The 17,241-nt window shown below is 71.8% G+C and carries 17 protein-coding genes; 4 read left to right on the top strand and 13 right to left on the bottom strand.

The annotated features are described in order from the left end of the window. The first annotated feature begins 115 nt into the window (after positions 1–115). Entirely contained in the window at positions 116–988 is an 873-nt protein-coding gene (locus ACWEOZ_RS29885) for a hypothetical protein (RefSeq protein ID WP_451913988.1), read from the top strand. Here ACWEOZ_RS29885 and ACWEOZ_RS29880 read toward each other — a convergent pair. The 9 genes from ACWEOZ_RS29880 to ACWEOZ_RS29840 form a co-directional block, all read right to left on the bottom strand. Beyond that, on the bottom strand, positions 976–1,902 hold the full coding sequence (locus ACWEOZ_RS29880) for a hypothetical protein (RefSeq protein ID WP_451913987.1): 927 nt from the start codon (positions 1,900–1,902) through the stop codon (positions 976–978). The genes ACWEOZ_RS29885 and ACWEOZ_RS29880 overlap by 13 nt on opposite strands. 115 nt (positions 1,903–2,017) lie before the next feature. Continuing rightward, positions 2,018–3,265 (bottom strand): formaldehyde dehydrogenase, glutathione-independent, encoded by a 1,248-nt coding sequence (fdhA, locus tag ACWEOZ_RS29875; RefSeq protein ID WP_451913986.1) that lies wholly within the window; start codon positions 3,263–3,265, stop codon positions 2,018–2,020. A gap of 78 nt (positions 3,266–3,343) precedes the next feature. Further along, on the bottom strand, positions 3,344–4,789 hold the full coding sequence (locus ACWEOZ_RS29870) for a diguanylate cyclase domain-containing protein (protein ID WP_451913985.1): 1,446 nt from the start codon (positions 4,787–4,789) through the stop codon (positions 3,344–3,346). Between the two features lie 81 nt (positions 4,790–4,870). Next, positions 4,871–6,079, bottom strand: coding sequence for a D-mannonate dehydratase ManD (manD, locus tag ACWEOZ_RS29865; RefSeq protein ID WP_451913984.1), 1,209 nt, complete (start codon positions 6,077–6,079; stop codon positions 4,871–4,873). A 1-nt stretch (position 6,080) separates the two neighbouring features. Continuing rightward, positions 6,081–6,920, bottom strand: coding sequence for an ABC transporter permease (locus tag ACWEOZ_RS29860; RefSeq protein WP_451913983.1), 840 nt, complete (start codon positions 6,918–6,920; stop codon positions 6,081–6,083). Then, on the bottom strand, positions 6,920–7,828 hold the full coding sequence (locus tag ACWEOZ_RS29855; protein WP_451913982.1) for an ABC transporter permease: 909 nt from the start codon (positions 7,826–7,828) through the stop codon (positions 6,920–6,922). The genes ACWEOZ_RS29860 and ACWEOZ_RS29855 overlap by 1 nt, the downstream gene beginning before the upstream one ends. Beyond that, complete coding sequence (locus ACWEOZ_RS29850; protein WP_451913981.1) at positions 7,825–8,934, bottom strand: ABC transporter ATP-binding protein; 1,110 nt, start codon at positions 8,932–8,934, stop codon at positions 7,825–7,827. The genes ACWEOZ_RS29855 and ACWEOZ_RS29850 overlap by 4 nt, the downstream gene beginning before the upstream one ends. Before the next feature lie 13 nt (positions 8,935–8,947). After that, the gene (locus ACWEOZ_RS29845) at positions 8,948–10,162 is read right to left on the bottom strand and encodes an extracellular solute-binding protein (RefSeq protein WP_451913980.1); all 1,215 of its coding nucleotides are present in this window, start codon (positions 10,160–10,162) and stop codon (positions 8,948–8,950) included. Between the two features lie 27 nt (positions 10,163–10,189). Then, positions 10,190–11,179, bottom strand: a complete 990-nt coding sequence (locus tag ACWEOZ_RS29840) for a LacI family DNA-binding transcriptional regulator (RefSeq protein WP_451913979.1) — start codon at positions 11,177–11,179, stop codon at positions 10,190–10,192. Positions 11,180–11,421: 242 nt separating this feature from the next. On the opposite strand from ACWEOZ_RS29840, the gene ACWEOZ_RS29835 reads away from it, so the two are divergent. After that, entirely contained in the window at positions 11,422–12,942 is a 1,521-nt protein-coding gene (locus ACWEOZ_RS29835; protein ID WP_451913978.1) for an FG-GAP repeat domain-containing protein, read from the top strand. 52 nt (positions 12,943–12,994) lie between these two features. Here ACWEOZ_RS29835 and ACWEOZ_RS29830 read toward each other — a convergent pair whose 3' ends face one another. Continuing rightward, positions 12,995–13,660, bottom strand: coding sequence for a cutinase family protein (locus tag ACWEOZ_RS29830; RefSeq protein ID WP_451913977.1), 666 nt, complete (start codon positions 13,658–13,660; stop codon positions 12,995–12,997). Positions 13,661–13,860: 200 nt separating this feature from the next. Between ACWEOZ_RS29830 and ACWEOZ_RS29825 the strand changes: the two genes are divergently transcribed. Next, a complete protein-coding gene (locus tag ACWEOZ_RS29825; RefSeq protein ID WP_451913976.1) occupies positions 13,861–15,057 on the top strand; it encodes a PucR family transcriptional regulator in 1,197 nt (398 codons plus the stop codon). On the opposite strand, the gene ACWEOZ_RS29820 is transcribed toward ACWEOZ_RS29825, so the two are convergent. Then, the gene (locus ACWEOZ_RS29820) at positions 15,047–15,832 is read right to left on the bottom strand and encodes a helix-turn-helix domain-containing protein (protein ID WP_451913975.1); all 786 of its coding nucleotides are present in this window, start codon (positions 15,830–15,832) and stop codon (positions 15,047–15,049) included. The genes ACWEOZ_RS29825 and ACWEOZ_RS29820 overlap by 11 nt on opposite strands. 119 nt (positions 15,833–15,951) lie before the next feature. Here ACWEOZ_RS29820 and ACWEOZ_RS29815 point away from each other — a divergent pair, with 119 nt between their 5' ends. After that, entirely contained in the window at positions 15,952–16,377 is a 426-nt protein-coding gene (locus ACWEOZ_RS29815; protein ID WP_451913974.1) for a hypothetical protein, read from the top strand. A gap of 2 nt (positions 16,378–16,379) precedes the next feature. On the opposite strand, the gene ACWEOZ_RS29810 is transcribed toward ACWEOZ_RS29815, so the two are convergent. Together ACWEOZ_RS29810 and ACWEOZ_RS29805 are read right to left on the bottom strand one after the other, a co-directional pair. Then, positions 16,380–16,565 carry a hypothetical protein gene (locus ACWEOZ_RS29810; protein WP_451913973.1) on the bottom strand — a complete coding sequence of 62 codons (186 nt, stop codon included), beginning with the start codon at positions 16,563–16,565 and terminating at the stop codon, positions 16,380–16,382. Positions 16,566–16,641: 76 nt separating this feature from the next. Then, positions 16,642–17,208, bottom strand: coding sequence for an HDIG domain-containing metalloprotein (locus tag ACWEOZ_RS29805; protein ID WP_451913972.1), 567 nt, complete (start codon positions 17,206–17,208; stop codon positions 16,642–16,644). Positions 17,209–17,241 lie beyond the last annotated feature (33 nt).

Below are 17,241 nucleotides of genomic sequence, written 5' to 3'. Positions count from 1 at the left end.
CGATCTTGACCTATCGGCCTCGCCGGTGACCGTCCGGCACGCCCATCGGGCCGGTCCGGGCCGCTCAACGGCGGGGTAGGGTCGGTGCGGGCCCGGGGGCACACGGAGGTGGATCATGGTGCGGGTGACCCGTCGACTCGCCCTCTGGCAGGCCGACCTCGACGGCGGCGTCTGCGCCGCCCCCGAGGAGTGCGTCGACACTTTGCGGGACCGCGCGGCCGTCCCGCTCGTGCTCGAGCACCGCGAGCACGGCGTGACGCCGGCCCGGCAGGTCTTCGAGACCGCCCTGCGCCAGGACGTCGAATGGCAGTTCGGCGACATCGTCTGGCCGGCCGACCTGCGCCCCGGCGTGCTCGTCACCGTGTCGTGGCAGTCCGCCAAGGACGAGGTCGTGGTGCGGACGGCTCCGCTGGAGGAGCCGATGCGGGTCGACGGCGTGAACTACTACCACGAGTACGACCCCCGGGTCGTCACGCGCGAGTTCGACGCCGGCAAGTCCAACCGCGGCCAGGTGCTGCACGCGGTGCGCAAACTGGGCCGCGTCTTCTCCGACGGCAGCGCGGTCCTCGCCGAGTCGGGACTGGCCGCGCACTGCGGGCTGGGCCGGGGCGCCCGCGGCACGTTCCTGCTCCGCAACGCCGTCGACCAGCTGATCCGCGAGGGCTATCTGACCCGGGTGCCGGGCAGCGTCGACAAGGCCGGCTATCCGTCCTATCCCGCCGTCGAAGGTCAGAAGCCGGCCGAGATGCTGTTCTACGCGCCCCTGGTCGAGCCGGCGCCGTACCCGGGTGATCCCGACTTCGCCGAGGGCGAGGGGGCCGACCGCCGCGACCACTGGGTCAACGGCTTCGTCCGCAAACTCCCGCCGGGCGCACAGCCCTCGGAGAAGCAGGTGACTCTGCACGAGAAGGCGGTCGAGAGCGAGCAGGTGCCGGCCAGCCCGCTCGCCCCCGGCTACACCTTCGTGAAGAAGCATCACCGCACCTGAGCCCGCGTGCTCCTGCGGTGGATCCACCACAGGGCGAGCGTGGCCGCGAGGGCGCCGATGGTCAGGTCATAGCGGCCGCCGAGCCCGACCACGGCGTCGAGCACGAGGAAGAACGCGAGGATCCCGGTGACGACCCACAGCCCGTCGCCGGTCGTCAGGCGCCGGATGAGCAGGACGGCCAGCGCTATCGGGAGCAGGGCGGCGGCCGTGCCGATCGGCCAGCTGACGCCGGTCGACGGGACGGTGTAGACGAGGACGAAGTGGGCCGCCGTCGCGACGAACGCGATGAGGCCGAGGAGCCGAGGCCGGGGCGTGCGGGAGCCCGGAACCGGCCGGCGGGGAAGACGTGGTGTCAGGAACGCGCACCCGATGAACAGGACGCACAGGCCGCCGGCGGCGAACAGCTGACCGGCCGGCACGCGGGCGAAGTCGGCGTAGGTCAGCACCGGGACGGCCAGGAGAGCCAGCCCGGCGACAGTCAGACCGGGGCGGCTGACCCAATCCTGTTGCCGGGAAGCGGGGAAGACCCGTGCCACGAGCAGGACCGACGAGCAGATGCTGACCGCGACGTGGAAGGCGGTCAGATGCGCGGCGATCAGCAGGTTGGTGTGCCAGACCTCGCTGTAGGAACCGACCCCGGAGCTGTCCCAGTACCGCGGATCGAACCAGAAGCGGTCGACCAGAGCCTCCTCGTACACGGCGTACGCGGCGGCCAGCAGGCACAGGCCGGGCAGGCCCAGCCGGTAGCGGTGGGTGAGCTCGCGGCAGATGAGCGCGCCGCAGCCGTACAGCGCGACCATCACCGGAAGTCGCCACGGCTGGATCAGGTCGAGCGGCGGCGTCGCCGTCGACAACGTCTCGCCGAGAAACGGAGCAGTCAACAGCAGGGCGAATGCGGGTCTGCGGGCCTTCACGGCTACCAGCGGACCATCGGCGGCGGGATCCCGGCTGCCGACTTCCGGCTACGACTGCCGGCCACAAGTCGGGAGCGGGCGGGCCGGTCGGCGCGCCCGCTCCCGGTGCTCGCGGTCAGTTGGCCCGGCTGCTGATCGTGCCGTGCGGGTCGAGGACGTACTTGCGGGCCGCGCCCTGGTCGAACTCCTGGTAGCCGCGCGGGGCCTGGTCCAGGGGGATCGGGGTGGCGTTCACGTTCTTCGCGATCTGCACCCGGTCGTGCAGGATCGCCATCATCAGTTCGTGGTTGTACTTCATCACCGGGCACTGGCCGGTGACGAACGAGTGCGACTTGGCCCAGCCCAGCCCGAGCCGGATCGACAGCGACCCGTGCTTCGCCGCGTCGTCGACGCCGCCGGGGTCGCCGGTGACGTAGAGGCCCGGGACGCCGATCGCCCCGCCCGCGCGGGTCAGGTCCATCGGCGAGTTGAGGACGGTGGCCGGCATCTCGGTCTGCGCGTTCTCGCCGTGCCCCCGCGCCTCGAAGCCCACGGCGTCGACGGCCGAGTCGACCAGCGGCTGGCCGATCGCCGGCGCGTCGCGGCCGAGGATCTGCTGCACCTGTTCGGCCGGGTCGCCCTGGGAGACGTCGACCGTCTCGCAGCCGAAGCTGCGGGCCTGGGCCAGGCGCTCCGCGTTGAGGTCGCCGACGATGACGACCGCCGCGCCCAGCAGGAACGCCGACGTCGCGGCGGCCAGCCCGACCGGGCCCGCGCCGGCGATGTACACGGTCGATCCGGTCGTCACGCCGGCACTGACGCATCCGTGGTAGCCGGTGGGGAAGATGTCGCTCAGCATGGCCAGGTCGAGGATCTTCTCCATCGCCTGGTCCCGGTCGGGGAACTTCAGCAGGTTCCAGTCGGCGTACGGCACCATCACGTACTCGGCCTGCCCGCCGATCCAGCCGCCCATGTCGACGTAGCCGTACGCCGAGCCGGGCCGGTCGGGGTTGACGTTGAGGCACACGCCGGTCTTGCGTTCCTTGCAGTTGCGGCACCGGCCGCAGGAGATGTTGAACGGCACCGAGCAGATGTCGCCCACCTTGATGAACTCGACGTCCGAGCCGGTGTCGACGACTTCGCCGGTGATCTCGTGCCCGAGCACCAGCCCTTCCGGTGCGGTGGTGCGCCCCCGGACCATGTGCTGGTCGCTGCCGCAGATGTTGGTGGCGACGGTCTTGAGGATCGCGCCGTGCGGCGTGCGGCGGCCGACGTTGGCCTTGTTGACGCCCGGACCGTCCTTCATCTCGTACGTCGGGTAGTCGCTCTCACGGACCTCGACCTGGCCGGGACCCTGATAGACAACCGCTCTGTTGCCCGTCATGTTGTGCTCCGTTCCTGCTCGCCCTCGCCTGTGGGCCGGACCTCCCATGCTTCTCGCGTCGTAGGTCAAAAAGAACCATCAATATGTACGAGACATGCCGATAGTCGCATCAGGCGCATACGTGGCGGCCTTCTCCCGGTACATGGTCGCGTCGGCCGCGGCCAGCAGGGCATCCGACGTCGGGTGCTCGAGGTCCGCCGCCGAGGCGTGCCCGACGCTGACGCCGATCCGCAGGTCGTGGCCGTCGTGGTGTAACGGCGCCGCGACGGCGTTGCGGAGGCGTTCGGTGACGGCGGCGACATCGTCGACCGCGGCGGAGACCACCACGAACTCGTCGCCGCCCAGCCGGGCCACGGTGTCGATGTCCCGTACCGTCGCGCGCAGCCGCCGGGCCACCTCGGTGAGCACGAAGTCGCCGGCCGCGTGCCCGTACCGGTCGTTGACGGGTTTGAAGCCGTTGAGGTCGAGGAAGTGCACCACCGGGCCGTCGCCGGCCCGCTGCCGCAGCGCGGCGGTCAGCCGGACGTGCAGCTCCTGCCGGTTGACCAGCCCGGTGAGCTGGTCGTGGGTGGCCCGGTGGGCCAGCGCCGCGCGCACCCGTTCCTGCTCCCGGACCACCAGGGTGAACCGGATGAGCACGATGACGGTGAGCATGACCATGGCGCTGAGCATGGTGAGCCGCTGGATCGCCTGGTCGTCGAGCCGCATGTCGTTGATCGAGGGAAGCGCCAGCAGCGAGACGCCGAGGAACACCACCCGGGCCGGGTGCAGCCGCTGGGCGTCGGCCTTGACCGCGCCGGCGGGTTCGTCGGCGTCCCGGTGCCAGAGGGCGGCGGCCAGCAAGCTGTTGGCCAGCAGCAGGACGCTGTCCAGCCGGGCGGTGTCGAAGTCCGGGAAGATCGGGGAGATCACCGAGATCGTCACGTCACCGAGGAAGGTGACGCCCAGGCCCGCGATCAGGTACCGGGTCGAGGCCGTGCGCTCGCCGGGGGAGAGCACCACCAGCGCGCCCGCCGCGAACAGCAGCACGTCGCCGAACGGGTAGAAGACGCCGAACAGTACGGCGAGCGACATGGTGTTGCCGGTGACCTCGGGCGCCACCATGAACTGCCAGAACAGCGCCGCCACCACGGTGGCCATGGCCAGCACGTCGAGGGCGGCCTCGCGCAGGCGCCCGGGCGCGCGGAGCCGGACCAGCAGCACCATGCCGGCCGCCAGCAGGGGATAGCCGAGCACCCACAGCACGTCCGGGAACGACACGTCACCCAGTTCGCCGAGACGCCAGACCAGCACCGCGTAGAGCAGATCACCGCCGAGCCAGGCGCTCAGCCCGGCGGCCATCAGCGCGTGCGCGGTCCGGGCGCGGCCGGTCCGCCCGCGCACCCCGAGCCAGGCCAGGACCACCAGGAGCCCGAAGGCGATCGGGTACGTGACCTGCGCCGTCACCGACCCCGGCAGCAGCACCGTGGGCAGCCCGAACAGCACGGTGAGCACGGGTACGGCACCGGCGGGCAGACGCTTCACAGAACACTGATCGGCCGCGAACCGCACCGGCGAAGCAGCGGACCATTCAGGCCGGGGAGCGGTCCGGTTGCGATCAGGGGCTCACCAGCTGTGCAGGGTGCCGTCCTCCAGGCGGTTCACCGGCAGGGAGGCCGGCCGGTACGGGTACCGCGCCGCGAGCTCTTCGTCGATGTCCACGCCCAGCCCCGGCTCCTCGGACGGGTGCAGGTAACCGTCGGCGAAGCGGTAGGTGTGCGGAAACACCGCGTCGGTCTCGGCGCTGTGCGGCATGTACTCCTGCAGCCCGAAGTTGGGGATGGCGATGTCGAGGTGCAGCGCGGCGGCCAGGCAGACCGGCGACAGGTCGGTCGCGCCGTGCGAGCCGCTGCGCACGTGGTACAGATCGGCCAGGTCGAAGATGCGGCGCAGGTGGGTGATCCCGCCGGCGTGCACGACGCTGGTGCGGATGTAGTCGATGAGCTGCTCGGTGATCAGCTGCCGGCAGTCCCAGACGCTGGTGAAGACCTCACCGACGGCCAGCGGGGTGGTGGTGTGCTGCCGGATCAGCCGGTAGCCCTCCTGGAGCTCGGCCGGGACCGGGTCCTCCAGCCAGGTCAGCCCGTACGGCTCCAGCGCCCGGCCCAGCCCGGCGGCCTCGATCGGCGTCAGCCGGTGGTGGGCGTCGTGCAGCAGGCGCAGGTCGGGACCGAACTCGGCGCGGACCCGCTCGAAGACCCCCGGCACGTGGGCCAGGTAACGCCGGGTCGACCACACCGCCTCGGCAGGCAGGGCGGACCCGGCCGGCTCGTAATTGCGCGGGTCCGCGGTGACGCCGTACGTGCCGGTGAGGCCGGGCACCCCGGTCTGCACCCGGACCGCCCGGTAGCCCGCGTCGACGAGCCGGCCCACGTCGGTGAGCACGTCGTCGACGGTCTCCGCCGCGGCGTGGCCGTACACGGTGACGCCGTCGCGGCTGCGCCCGCCGAGCAGCTGGTACACCGGCAACCCGGCGACCTTGCCCTTGATGTCCCACAGCGCGGTGTCCACGGCGGCGATCGCGCTCATCGTCACCGGCCCCCGCCGCCAGTACGCGCCCTTGTACAGCAGCTGCCAGGTGTCCTCGATCCGCGCCGGGTCCCGCCCGAGCAGCAGGGGCACCACGTGCTCGGTCAGATAGGCGGCCACGGCCTGCTCGCGCCCGTTCAGCGTGGCGTCGCCGAGCCCGGTCACGCCGGCGTCGGTCACCAGCTTCAGGGTCACGAAGTTGCGGCCCGGCGACGTCACGATCACCCGCGCCTCGGCGATGCGCATCTCAGTCCCCCTCGTCGCGGACCCGGGCGACCAGTTGCGTCGGATTGACGAAGCGCAGCGCCAGCACCAGCAGCACCAGCATCATCGACGTGTAGATCACCGCCATCGCGTCGATGGACTGCTGGGCCCGGATCCCGGCCGCCGACATCGAGTAGTACAGGGCGACGACCAGCGTCTGCGAGTCCGGCCCGGCGGTCAGGAAGGTCAGCTCGAACATGCCCACGGTGCGGACCAGCACCAGGATCGAGGCGGCCAGGATGCCGGGCACCAGCAGCGGGGCCAGGATCCGGGTGAAGACCTGCCGCGTGCCGGCGCCGCACATCCGCGCCGCCCGTTCCACGGCCGGGTCGATCTGCTCGATGAACGGCGTCATGGTCAGGATCACGAACGGCACCGAGGGCACCAGGTTGGCCAGCACCACGCCGGAGAGGTTGCCGGCGAAGCCGTACTTGTAGAGCACGGTGGCCAGCGGGATGCCGTAGGTGATCGGCGGCATCAGGATCGGCAGCAGGAACAGCAGATAGAGCAGCCGGCGCCCGGGGAAGCTGCGGCGGGCCAGCACGTACGCGGCCGGCACGCCGATCAGCACGGAGATGCCGACCACCAGCGCCGACACCTCCAGGGTCACGATCAGCACCGGCAGCAGGGTGAACTCGTCCCAGGACTGGGCGTACCACTTCGAGGTCCAGCCCACCGGCAGCCAGGTGTCGAACCACTGGGTGCCGAACGAGCTCACCACCACCGAGCCGATGACCCCGGTCAGGAAGACGAAGAACGCCAGGACCACGCCCCAGACGAGCCACGCCATCGGGGTGGCCACGATCGGTCGCCGGGCGGCCATCAGCCTTTGCCCCCGGCCGTCGATCCGGTGTAGAGCAGCGCCCGCCAGCCCAGCACCGCGGCGATGACCACCAGCTCGACCGCACCCATGAGCACGGCGACCGCGGAGGCCAGCGGATAGTCGTAGCGCACGTACGCGGCGTCGTACGCGGCGATCGACATCACCCGGGTCGTGCCGGACGGGTCACCGACCAGCACCGCCGACGGGAAGACGCTGAACGCCAGCACGAACGTCAAGCAGAACGTGGTGGCCAAACCGGGCGCGAGCAGCGGCAGCGTGATCCGCCGGAAACGCTGCCAGCGGCCGGCCCCGAGCGTGGCCGCGGCCCGTTCCAGGGTGGGGTCGATGCCCGACAGATACGACAGCACCAGCAGGAACGCGAACGGGAACCCGGTGATCACCAGGGAGAAGAAGACACCCCAGTAGTTGTTGGTGAGCCGCACCGGCGCGTCGGCCAGGCCGGAGCTCAGCAGGGTCCGGTTGAACCAGCCGGTCGGGCCGAGGAAGTTGAGCAGGCCCTGGGCGGTCAGCACCGTGCCGAGCGTGATCGGCACGACCAGCAGGGTGGTCAGCAACCGCTTGCCGCGGAACCGGCCCCGCATCCGGTACGCGATGGGCACCGACGCCAGCACGTTCAGCAGCGCCGCCGGCAACGACAGCCGCAACGTGGTGAGGATCGTGTCCCGCAGGTACGCGTCGGCGAAGAACTCCCGGTACGCCCCCAGCGGCCCGCCCCGCGCCGGCTGGAAGGACAGGCCCACGCCGTACAGGAAGGGGTAGATGAAGAGCACGAGCACGAACAGCGCGGCCGGGATCAGCAGCAGCAACTGCCGGTCGATGCCGCGCTCGGCGAGGCGGTGCCGCAGCGCCGGCCGGGCCCCGCCGGTGGCGGCGTTGATCGCGGTCATCGCGGGTCCGCCGGGAAGACCAGCAACCGCCGGGGCTCGACGGTGACGGTGATCCGGTCGCCGACCGCGGGCCGGTCGACGGCGCGCAGGTTCAGCGGGATGCCGCCGTCGGTGCGCGCCTCGACCGCCACCTCGCGGCCCTGATACTCCACGACCTCGACAACGGCCGGCACCCCCGTGCTGCCCTCCGGGCCGATCCGCAGGTCCTCCGGCCGGATGCCGGCGATCACCTCGCTGCCCGGCGCCGGCTCACCGACCGGCGTGCCGGTCAGCTGCTGTCCCTCGATCTCCACGGTGATGCCCGCGCCCTGCCGCGCGCCCGCCCGCACCGGCAGCAGGTTGCGGTAGCCCATGAAGTCGGCGACGTGCCAGTTGGCCGGCTCGGTGTGCAGCTGCTCGGGCGGGCCGATCTGCTGCACCCGGCCCGCGCGCAGCACCACCAGCCGGTCGGCCAGCGACAGCGCCTCCTCCTGGTCGTGGGTGACGTAGACGGTGGTCAGCCCGAGCGACTGGTGCAGCCGGCGGATCTCGGTCCGCATCTCCAGCCGCAACTTGGCGTCCAGATTGGACAATGGCTCGTCCATCAGCACCAGGGACGGCTCCAGCACCACCGCACGGGCGATCGCCACCCGCTGCTGCTGACCGCCGGAGAGCTGCCCGGGCAGCTTGCCGGCGTGCTCCTCCAGGTGCACCAGCCGCAGCGCCTCGTCCGCCCGGCGACGGATCTCGGCCCGCGGCACCCGGCGCATCTGCAGGCCGAACGCGATGTTCTTGCGGACCGTCAGGTGCGGGAACAGCGCGTAGTTCTGGAACACCATGCCGAAGCCGCGCCGCTCGGGTGGCAGTACGTCGAGGCGGGTGTCGTCCTGCCAGATGCTGCCGCGGGTCAGCGGCAGCAGCCCGGCGAGGCAGTTCAGGGCGGTCGACTTGCCGCAGCCGGACGGCCCGAGCAGCGCGATGAACTCACCCCGCCGGATGGTCAGGTCGAGATCGGCCAGAGCCTCCTGACCGCCGAAGCTGCGGCTGACCCCGTCCAGACGCAGGGTTTCGAAGTGGCCCGGACGCGTGCCCTCGGCGCTCGGCCGGCTCGGCGCCGCGGCCGTCACGACGCCCGCCCGCTCACTTGGCCACCTTCGCGCCACCGATCTCGCGGTCCCACCGATCGAAGGCGGCGACCAGTTGCTGGGAACCCAGCGGCACCTCGAGCGGAGCGCCGGCGATCAGGCTCGCGTACTCGGGCCGGCCGAACTCCTCGATCGCGGCCCGGCTGTCCGCCGGCGCCATCGCCAGGTCGACGCCCTTGACCGCCGGGCCCGGGTAGAAGTAGCCCTTGTCGTACGCCTTGGCCTGCTGCTCCTTGGTGAGCATGTGGGCGAGCAGCAGCAGGACGGCCGACTGCTTGTCGGTCGACACGCCCTTGGGGACGACGGCGTAGTGCGCGTCGGTCACCCAGTGGAAGCCCTGCAGGGTGCCGATCGCCGCTTCCTTGGGCACGGTGCCCAGCACCCGTGGGTTGATGTCCCACCCGGTCGTCGACACGATGATCTTCGCCGAGCCGTTGGCCAGGTTCTTCATCGTCTCGCCCGTGCTCGACGGGTAGAGCGTCACGTACTTGTTCAGCTCGGCCAGGTAGGCCCAGGTCTTGTCCCAGCCGCCGGTCGGGTCCTTGGGATCGGAGTCGCCCAGCAGGTAGGGCAGGCCCATCAGGAAGGTCCGGCCGGGGCCGGAGTTGGACGGCCGGGCGTACTGCACCGCACCCGGGTTGGCCTTGGCGTAGGCGAGCAGCTCCGGCGCCGACTTCGGCGGGTTCGGCACCTTCGCGGGCAGGTACTCGATGAGCGGGCCGGACGGGTAGTAGGTGACGGTCACCCCGGAGTCCCCGGCCAGCTGCTGCATGGCCGCGGCCCCGGGCAGATATTCCTGTACGCCGGGCAGCCGGTCCCGGTACTTGGTGAGCAGCGGGTTCCACAGGCCCTGCTCGATGCCGGCGGACAGCCCGTCCACACCGGTCAGCACCAGGTCGATGTCGACCCGGTTGGCGTTCTGCTGGGCCTTGACCTTGCCGACCAGCTCGGGCGCCGGCGACTTGGAGTACGTCACCTTGCTGACCACGCCGGAGTTCTTGCTGACGAAGTCGTCGATCATGGGCTGGGTGAGCTGCAGGTTGCCGGCCACGTCCAGGATGTTGAGGGTCACCGCCTTGCCGGGCTTGGCGGGCACCTCCCCGTCGGTGTCCTGGGCGGAGCCGCCCGAGTCGGGGGCGCTGCACGCGGTCAGCAGCAGCAGGGCCGCGGTCGCGGCGGTGACAGCGCGTCTACGAGCGAGTGGTGGCATCGGAGGCCTTCCTCGAGGAGATGAGTCTCAAGCGCTCGGTGCGGGGCCGGTGGAGCCCCGGACCATCAGTTGGGTGCCGAGCTCGCGGCGGGTGCTGCCGAACTTGTCCGCGTCCTGCAGCAGGCCCAGCAGCAGGTCGACGCCGGCCCGGCCGCAGCTCTTCATGGGCAGGCCGACGGTGGTCAGCGAGGGGTGCACCATCGCGGACAGGGCGATGTCGTCGAAGCCGAGCACGCTGATCGCGGCGGGCACCGCGATCCCGCGCGCGTTCAGGCGGCTGAGCAGGCCCAGCGCGATGACGTCGTTGTAGGCGATGACGGCCGTGACCCCGGCCGCGAGCACCTGGTCGGCGGCGGCGACCCCGCCGTCGAACTGGGGCTGGACCGGACCGACCTCGACCAGCTCGGCCCCGGCCGCGGCGATGGCCAGGCGGAGCCCGCGCACCCGTTCCCGGTTGGACCAGGACGCGCGCGGCCCGGCGACGTACGCGATCCGCCGGTGCCCCAGAGCGGTGAGGTGGGTGACGGCCTGGCGCATGCCGTCGACGTTGTCGAAGGTGATCGCCGGGAGCCGGCCGACCCGGCGGTTGAGCAGGACCACCGGGGTCAGCGCGGCCACGCCCCGCAGCTCCTGCTCGCTCATCCGCGGCGAGCACAGCACGATCCCGTCGACCTGTTTGGCGAGCGTGCGGACCAGCTGGGCCTCGGCGGCCGGGTCCTCGTCGGTGTCGGCGAGGAAGACGGCGTAGTCGGCCTCGCGGGCCCGGGCCTGGATGCCCTTGACGACGCCCGGGAAGAACGGGTTGCCCAGATCCGGCACGATGAGCCCGAGATTGCCGGTGCGGCCGGTGATGAGGCCGCGGGCGGCCCGGTTGGGCGAGTAGTCCAGCTCGGCGGCCGAGCGCTGGACGCGTTCCCGGGTCTCGGCGCGCACCAGCTCCGGTGTCGAGAGGGCGCGGCAGACGGTGGACGGCGACACCCCGGCCGCCCGGGCCACGTCCTTGATCGTCACCGCCATCGGTTGCCTCCGCATCGTCCGGGGACTGGAGTGCTGCGGAGAGTGTGAAATCCTTTGCGGAGGGTTGTCAATAGATGATCGTCGACGTTTCCCGACGCGGCTGAAATCGTTTGCGGCACGTTCCCGGCCGCCGTCCGGCGACGACAGCGGGTCCCACTCGGACGATGGCAATCCGGCGGCTCATTGGTTAGGGTCACTGCGATGGGTGGCCGCGACCCATCCGCACTTCGGGGGAAGGTGTCGTGAGGCTTTCAGCTCTGTCGGGCGTGCTGTGCACAGCAGCCCTGGTCACTGCTTCGCTGTCCCTGCCTGTCGCCGCCACCGCGGCTCCCGCCGCCGCCCTGGCCGCCATCCCGTCGGCGCCGTGCGCCCCCGGTGGCGTCACCGCGGCCGATCGGGCCGTCGCGGCGCGCCTGCGGCCGGCGATGACCGGCCAGCGGCTCGGCCCGGCCCTGACCGGATACAACGTCTCCTGCGCCCGGGCCATCGTGCGGCACGTCATCGGCCGCGGTCTGCCCGCCCGGGCGGCGGTGATCGCGGTGACCACCGCCATCACCGAGAGCACCCTGCACAACTACACCCTCGCCGTCGACCACGACAGCCTCGGCCTGTTCCAGCAGCGCCCGTCGATGGGCTGGGGCAGCCCCGAGCAGCTGCTCGACCCCGGCTTCGCCACCGGCGCGTTCCTCGACAAGATGCTGCGCACGCATCCGGCCAGCAGCTGGCAGGCCGGCGACATCGGCCAGATCAGCCAGCGGGTGCAGGTCTCGCGCTATCCCGCGGCGTACGGGCCGGAGGCCAACGACGCGCGGCTCATCGTCGGCCAGCTGTGGACCAGCTCGACCGGCACCACGACCGCCCCCTCCGCCAAGGCGCCGAAGAAGTCCACGGCCAAGAAGCCGACCGGACCGTTCAGCAAGGCCCTGCTCCAGACCGTGCCCGGGCTGCCCGGCACCTTCGACGACCGGCACCAGCTGCTGTTCGCCGACTGGAACGGCGACGGGCACTCCGATCTGATCGTGCTGCAGCAGTCCGGCACGGCCAGCGGCGCCACCGAGGTGCGCATCGTGAGCGGCGCCAGCGACTTCCAGAACCTGTTGCTGCACACGGCCATCCCGCTGGGTCCGACCGACGCCCGGACCACCTTCGCCATGGCGGACTGGAATTTCGACGGCCGCCCGGACCTCGTGGTGACGCAGAAGTCCGGCACGGCGAGCGGCCGTACGGAGGTCCGGGTGCTCGACGGCGCCTCGTTCCTGCGGCGTTACCTGCAGGAGACGGCCACGGTGCTGGGCCCGAGTGACGACTGCTACGCGTTCGCCGTGGCGGACTGGAACGCCGACGGACGCGTGGACGTGGCCGTGATCCAGAAGTGCGGGACGAAGAGCGGCCGTACGGAGGTCCGGGTCCTCGACGGCGCCGCGAACCTGCAGCGTTACCTGCAGGACAGCCCCACGCCGCTGGGCCCGACCGACGCCCGCCACACCTTCACCGTCGCGGACTTCAACGGCGACCTCAACCTCGACCTCGTCGTCACCCAGAAGTCCGGGGCCAAGAGCGACAAGACCGTGCTGCAGGTCCTGGACGGCGCCTCGCAATACCGCAACCTCCTCGGCAAGCCGATCACCGCGCGCGTCTCGACGGACGAGCGGCACAGCCTGTCGGTGCTGGACTGGAACACGGACGGCCGGCTCGACCTCGTCGTGGTGCAGAAGTACGGCACCGCCGCCGGTCGCACCGAGGCCAAGATCCTGGCGGGCTGACGACGATGGGCCCGGCCACCCGGCCGGACCCATCACCGTCGCCGGCTGGGGGCTACAGCCGGTCGACCGCGAAGTCGGCCGCCTCGTCGGCGTCGTCGGTGTAGCTGAGGTGGGCCAGCACGCTCGTGCCCAGCGGATCGCAGACCACGTCACGGTTCGCGCAGATGTCCAGCGTCCGGTCCGCGTACACGCCGGTGATGCCCCGGCCCAGCTTGCGCAGCGGGTAGCCGAAGACCATGACGGCCGCGACCCGCGGCTGCACCGCCGCGGGAATGGTCGCGACGACCGGCCCGCCGACGCTCGCCCCGGCCGAGCTGATCCCGAGCGAGTTGCCCACCACGTTCGCGCCCTGCGAGTAGCCGACCAGGACGAACCGCTGCTCGGGGCAGGCCTGCGCCTGCTCGGACACGTGGCTGACCAGGGCCCGGTTGCCGGCGGTGGGCGACGTCGGGCTGACGCTCGCCGGGTAGTCGACCGGGTGGCTGGTCAGCGTCGTGCCCGACGCCCGCCGCTGGATCGCCGCGAACACCGGGTCGCCCACGATGAGCCCCAGCCGGCCGGGCTCACTGGTGCCACGGGCGACGACCACGTCGACGTCCGCGCACTCCGCGGCGGCCGCCGCGGGACCGGCCGCGATCACCGCACCGCCGGTGGCGAGCAGCGCGGCGGTGAGCAGGACGCTGACGCGTCCGCGGCGACCGGGAAGGGAAAAGCGCATGTGGATCACCTCTGCTTCTGGTGAGGGCTGGTGGAGGCCCGAAGCTAACGAGGCGCCCGGCCCCGCTGATACTCATTGAGCTGCTGGTATCGGCGCGCGAAGTTGTCATCGCGGTGCGCATCCGCCCGGGGCCGGCGGCGTCCGGGCAGCGGTGTTACCCGGGGGTAGCCACTGCGCGAGAAATAGGCGAATATCGCTTCATGCGGGTGATTCGTGACGCGACGATCATCACCGGGCCGGCGGGCAGCACCGAGGCGGCGACCGTCGCACTGCTGCACGCGGACGTGCTGGGGTCGGCGGCCGAGATGGTCCGCGAGATCCAGGAGCAGGTCCCCGAGTACGCGGCGTCCGACGAGCGGGAGGCCCGGGCCCTGCGGCGCGGCGTCGACCTGGCCCTGCGCCGGTACGTCGAGCTGCTCGACCAGCACGTGGGCCGCGGTGCACCGGGCCGGGACTGGCGCGAGATCTACCGGGCGGTGGGCGTGAACGAAATGCGGGCGGGCCGCAGCCTGGAGTCCCTGCACGCCGCCGTGCGGATCTGCGCGCGGGTGGCCAGCCGGCGACTGCGGGCCTTCGCCGGGCGTCATGCGCTGCCGCCGGCCGTCGTGGCCTGGCTGGCCGAGGCGATCTTCGACAACATCGACGAGGTCGCCCGGGCCTCGGCCGAGGGCTACGCGCAGGCGCAGGAGGCCGAGGCCGGTGAGCTCGGCCGTCGCCGGCGCCGTCTGGTCGAGCTGCTCATCGCCGACCCGCCACCGTCGCAGCGGGCGCTGGCCGCCGCGGCCGCCGCAGCTCACTGGCACCTGCCGCGCCGCCTCGCGGTCGTGGTCGTCGCCGCCCCCGGGCCACTGGCCCAGCCACCGCTGCTGGCGCCGGAGATCCTCTCCGCCTTCGACCACGCCGAGCCGTGCCTGATCGTGCCCGACCCGGAAGGCCGGGCTCAGGTGCGGGCCCTGGTCAACGGCCTGGCCCGGCACCACGCGGCGGTGGGACTGCCGGTCGAGCCGATGGACGCCGGCAAGTCCCTGCGCTGGGCCCGGCTGGCCCTGGACCTGTCAGCCAGGGGCCGCATCCCGCGCCGGCGCATCATCTGGTGCGCCGATCACCTGGCCACCCTGGCCGTCTTCCAGGACGAGTCGCTGCTCGCCGCGCTCGCCCAGCGCCGCCTGGCCCCGCTCGACGGGTTGCGCGAGGACAAGCAGCGGCTGCTCGCGCAGACCTTGCTGGCCTGGCTGAGTTTCAACCAGAACGCCAACGAGGTGGCCGGCCACCTGCACGTACACCCGCAGACGGTGCGGCACCGGCTGCGCCGGCTGACCGAGCTCTTCGGCGATCAGATCCGTGACCCGGGGCTGCGCTTCGAGCTGGAGCTGGCGCTGCGCGCGTTCACCACGTGACGAGCTCGTGCAGCGCACTGCTGGTGGCGGCGTCCGCGGGCAGGAACGCCTCCAGCCGGAGCTCGGCCACGGTGACGTCGGTGGCCGTGCCGAAATGGGTGAGCGTGGTGATGAGCCGCAGCTCCCGGTTGGCCGGGTCGCCGACGCGCAGGCGCAGCGGCACGGCGAAGCCCAGATGGTCCGGTGTGGACGATCGCGGGGGAACGAGGCCGGTGAGCTCGGCCGCCAGGTGCCGGAGCTGCTCGGTCGGATTGCGCAGACTTTCGGCTCGCACCCGGTCGACGACGTGCCAGGCCCACTGGTCGAGGTTGACGATGCGCGGTGCGAGGCCGAGCGGATGCAGCAGCACCCGGGGAACGCTCACCGGCGGCTCGAGCAGCCGCGGATCCACGCCGCGGGTGATCATCTCGAAGCCCGCGTTGGCTGAGACGAGGTCGCCGTGGCGGTCGACGACCACAGCCGGGTATGGCAGATGGCCGTGCAGGATGCGTTCCAGTGCCGTCCGGACCGGGGCGAGCGAGGAATCGGTCAAGTCGCTCTGCGGGTAGGCGGGCGCGAAACCGGCCGTCAGTAGCAGCTCATTGCGCTCACGGATCGGCACGTCCAGGGACTCCGCCAAGCGGATGATCATCGACCGGCCGGGCGTCGACCGGCCGCTCTCGATGAAGCTGACGTGCCGTTGCGTGGTCCCCGCACGCATCGCCAGCTCAAGCTGGCTGACACGTCGGCTCCGTCGCCACTCGCGCAGTGCCCCGGCGGTCGATTCGCTGATCACAGCTCCTGTGTACCGGTTGCCGTGCGGATCAGCGATTCCTCGCGAGGAATTGCCGGGGTACCGGCACCCGCACCACAGTCGTGCTCGCACAGTGCATCACCGCGACCCGAGGAGCAGCCATGGCCGACCTGGACCTGACCACCTTCACCGACAGCTACGTCGAGGTGTGGAACGAGCCGGACGCCGGGCGTCGTGCTGCTGCCGTACGCGCGTTGTGGTCCGACGACGCGGTGCACGTGCTGCAGCCGCCGCAGGAGATCCGGCAGGCCGCCGCCGGGCTGGGCTTCGACCGGCTGGTGCTGGAGGCCCGCGGGCACGACGCGCTGGAACGGCGGGTGACCCGGGCCTACGAGGAGTTCGTCGCGCCGGGCACCTTCAGCTTCCGGGCCCGTGGTGACGCGGACCGGCTCCGGGACCTCGTGAAGTTCCGCTGGGAGATGGTGCCGGCGGGCGCCCCGGGCGACGTGGCCGCGGTCGGGCTGGAGATCCTGCTGCTCGGTCCGGACGGCCGCATCGTCAGCGACTTCCAGTTCATCGAGGCCTGACGTCACCAGAGCCCGGTGGCTCGGGCGAGCCCGCCGCCGGCCACCGCGGCGGTGCACGCGACCAGCAGCGTGGTGCACAGCCGGTTGGTGAGGTGTTTGTTCGCCGCGGTGGGCTGGTCCAGCAACGCCACCACCACACCCCAGGCGGCGGCCAGGGCCCCGATCACCAGGCCGACTGATGTACTCACCACCACAGCCTGCCCTGGCCGCGCCGACCCCGGCCCAATAGCCGATGACATGACGGTAAACAGCGGACCCTGTCGATCAGGCCTGGACACCGGCCAGGGCCAGCCGGTGCTCGACGCGCTCGGCGACCGCTCGCAGCTGGGGCAGCCGTACGTGGTCCACCAGCGCGTTCCACGACGCCGGACCGTGCCGCCGCAGCATCTCCTCGTGGCGCCGGCCGGTGGTCACCCGCCGGCCGTCCGGGCCCACGGTCTGATCGGCATAGGTCAGTGCGTCCGACACCCGCCCGCCGTCGTCCGGATAGGCGGCGAGCTCCTCGGCGAGTCCCCGGGCGGCGGCGACGAACCTGGCCCCCGAGTGCTGCGCCACCAGGCCGACGATCGCTGCCGGCCAGGCCAGCCGTTCGAGGTGCCGGGCCCCGTCGAGGGGATGGAAGCCGGTCACCACGGTGCGTTCGGCGTAGCCGATGTCGTGCAACCAGGCGGCCGCGACGAGCACGTCCCGGTCCACCTCCAGGGGTGCGGCGAGCTGAGCGGCCCGCGCGGCGACCCCCGCGGTGTGCCGCCAGCGGTTGCCCAGCGGGGCCAGCAATTCGTACGCGAGCTCCTCGGCGGTGTCGGGAAGCGTCGACAGTCCTGCGCGCATGGCTAGATGCTAGGGACCTGGACATGAACGGCA

The organism is Actinoplanes sp. NPDC004185 (assembly GCF_053603475.1).
This window is presented reverse-complemented; position numbering and strand designations above follow the sequence as displayed.

Excerpts from the sequence above, each read along its gene's own strand:
- ACWEOZ_RS29885 (WP_451913988.1), top strand. The coding sequence starts at position 116 with ATGGTGCGGGTGACCCGTCGACTCGCCCTCTGGCAGGCCGACCTCGAC.
- fdhA (WP_451913986.1), bottom strand. The coding sequence starts at position 3,265 with ATGACGGGCAACAGAGCGGTTGTCTATCAGGGTCCCGGCCAGGTCGAG.
- manD (WP_451913984.1), bottom strand. The coding sequence starts at position 6,079 with ATGCGCATCGCCGAGGCGCGGGTGATCGTGACGTCGCCGGGCCGCAAC.
- ACWEOZ_RS29860 (WP_451913983.1), bottom strand. The coding sequence starts at position 6,920 with ATGGCCGCCCGGCGACCGATCGTGGCCACCCCGATGGCGTGGCTCGTC.
- ACWEOZ_RS29855 (WP_451913982.1), bottom strand. The coding sequence starts at position 7,828 with ATGACCGCGATCAACGCCGCCACCGGCGGGGCCCGGCCGGCGCTGCGG.
- ACWEOZ_RS29845 (WP_451913980.1), bottom strand. The coding sequence starts at position 10,162 with ATGCCACCACTCGCTCGTAGACGCGCTGTCACCGCCGCGACCGCGGCC.
- ACWEOZ_RS29840 (WP_451913979.1), bottom strand. The coding sequence starts at position 11,179 with ATGGCGGTGACGATCAAGGACGTGGCCCGGGCGGCCGGGGTGTCGCCG.
- ACWEOZ_RS29830 (WP_451913977.1), bottom strand. The coding sequence starts at position 13,660 with ATGCGCTTTTCCCTTCCCGGTCGCCGCGGACGCGTCAGCGTCCTGCTC.
- ACWEOZ_RS29825 (WP_451913976.1), top strand. The coding sequence starts at position 13,861 with ATGCGGGTGATTCGTGACGCGACGATCATCACCGGGCCGGCGGGCAGC.
- ACWEOZ_RS29815 (WP_451913974.1), top strand. The coding sequence starts at position 15,952 with ATGGCCGACCTGGACCTGACCACCTTCACCGACAGCTACGTCGAGGTG.
- ACWEOZ_RS29805 (WP_451913972.1), bottom strand. The coding sequence starts at position 17,208 with ATGCGCGCAGGACTGTCGACGCTTCCCGACACCGCCGAGGAGCTCGCG.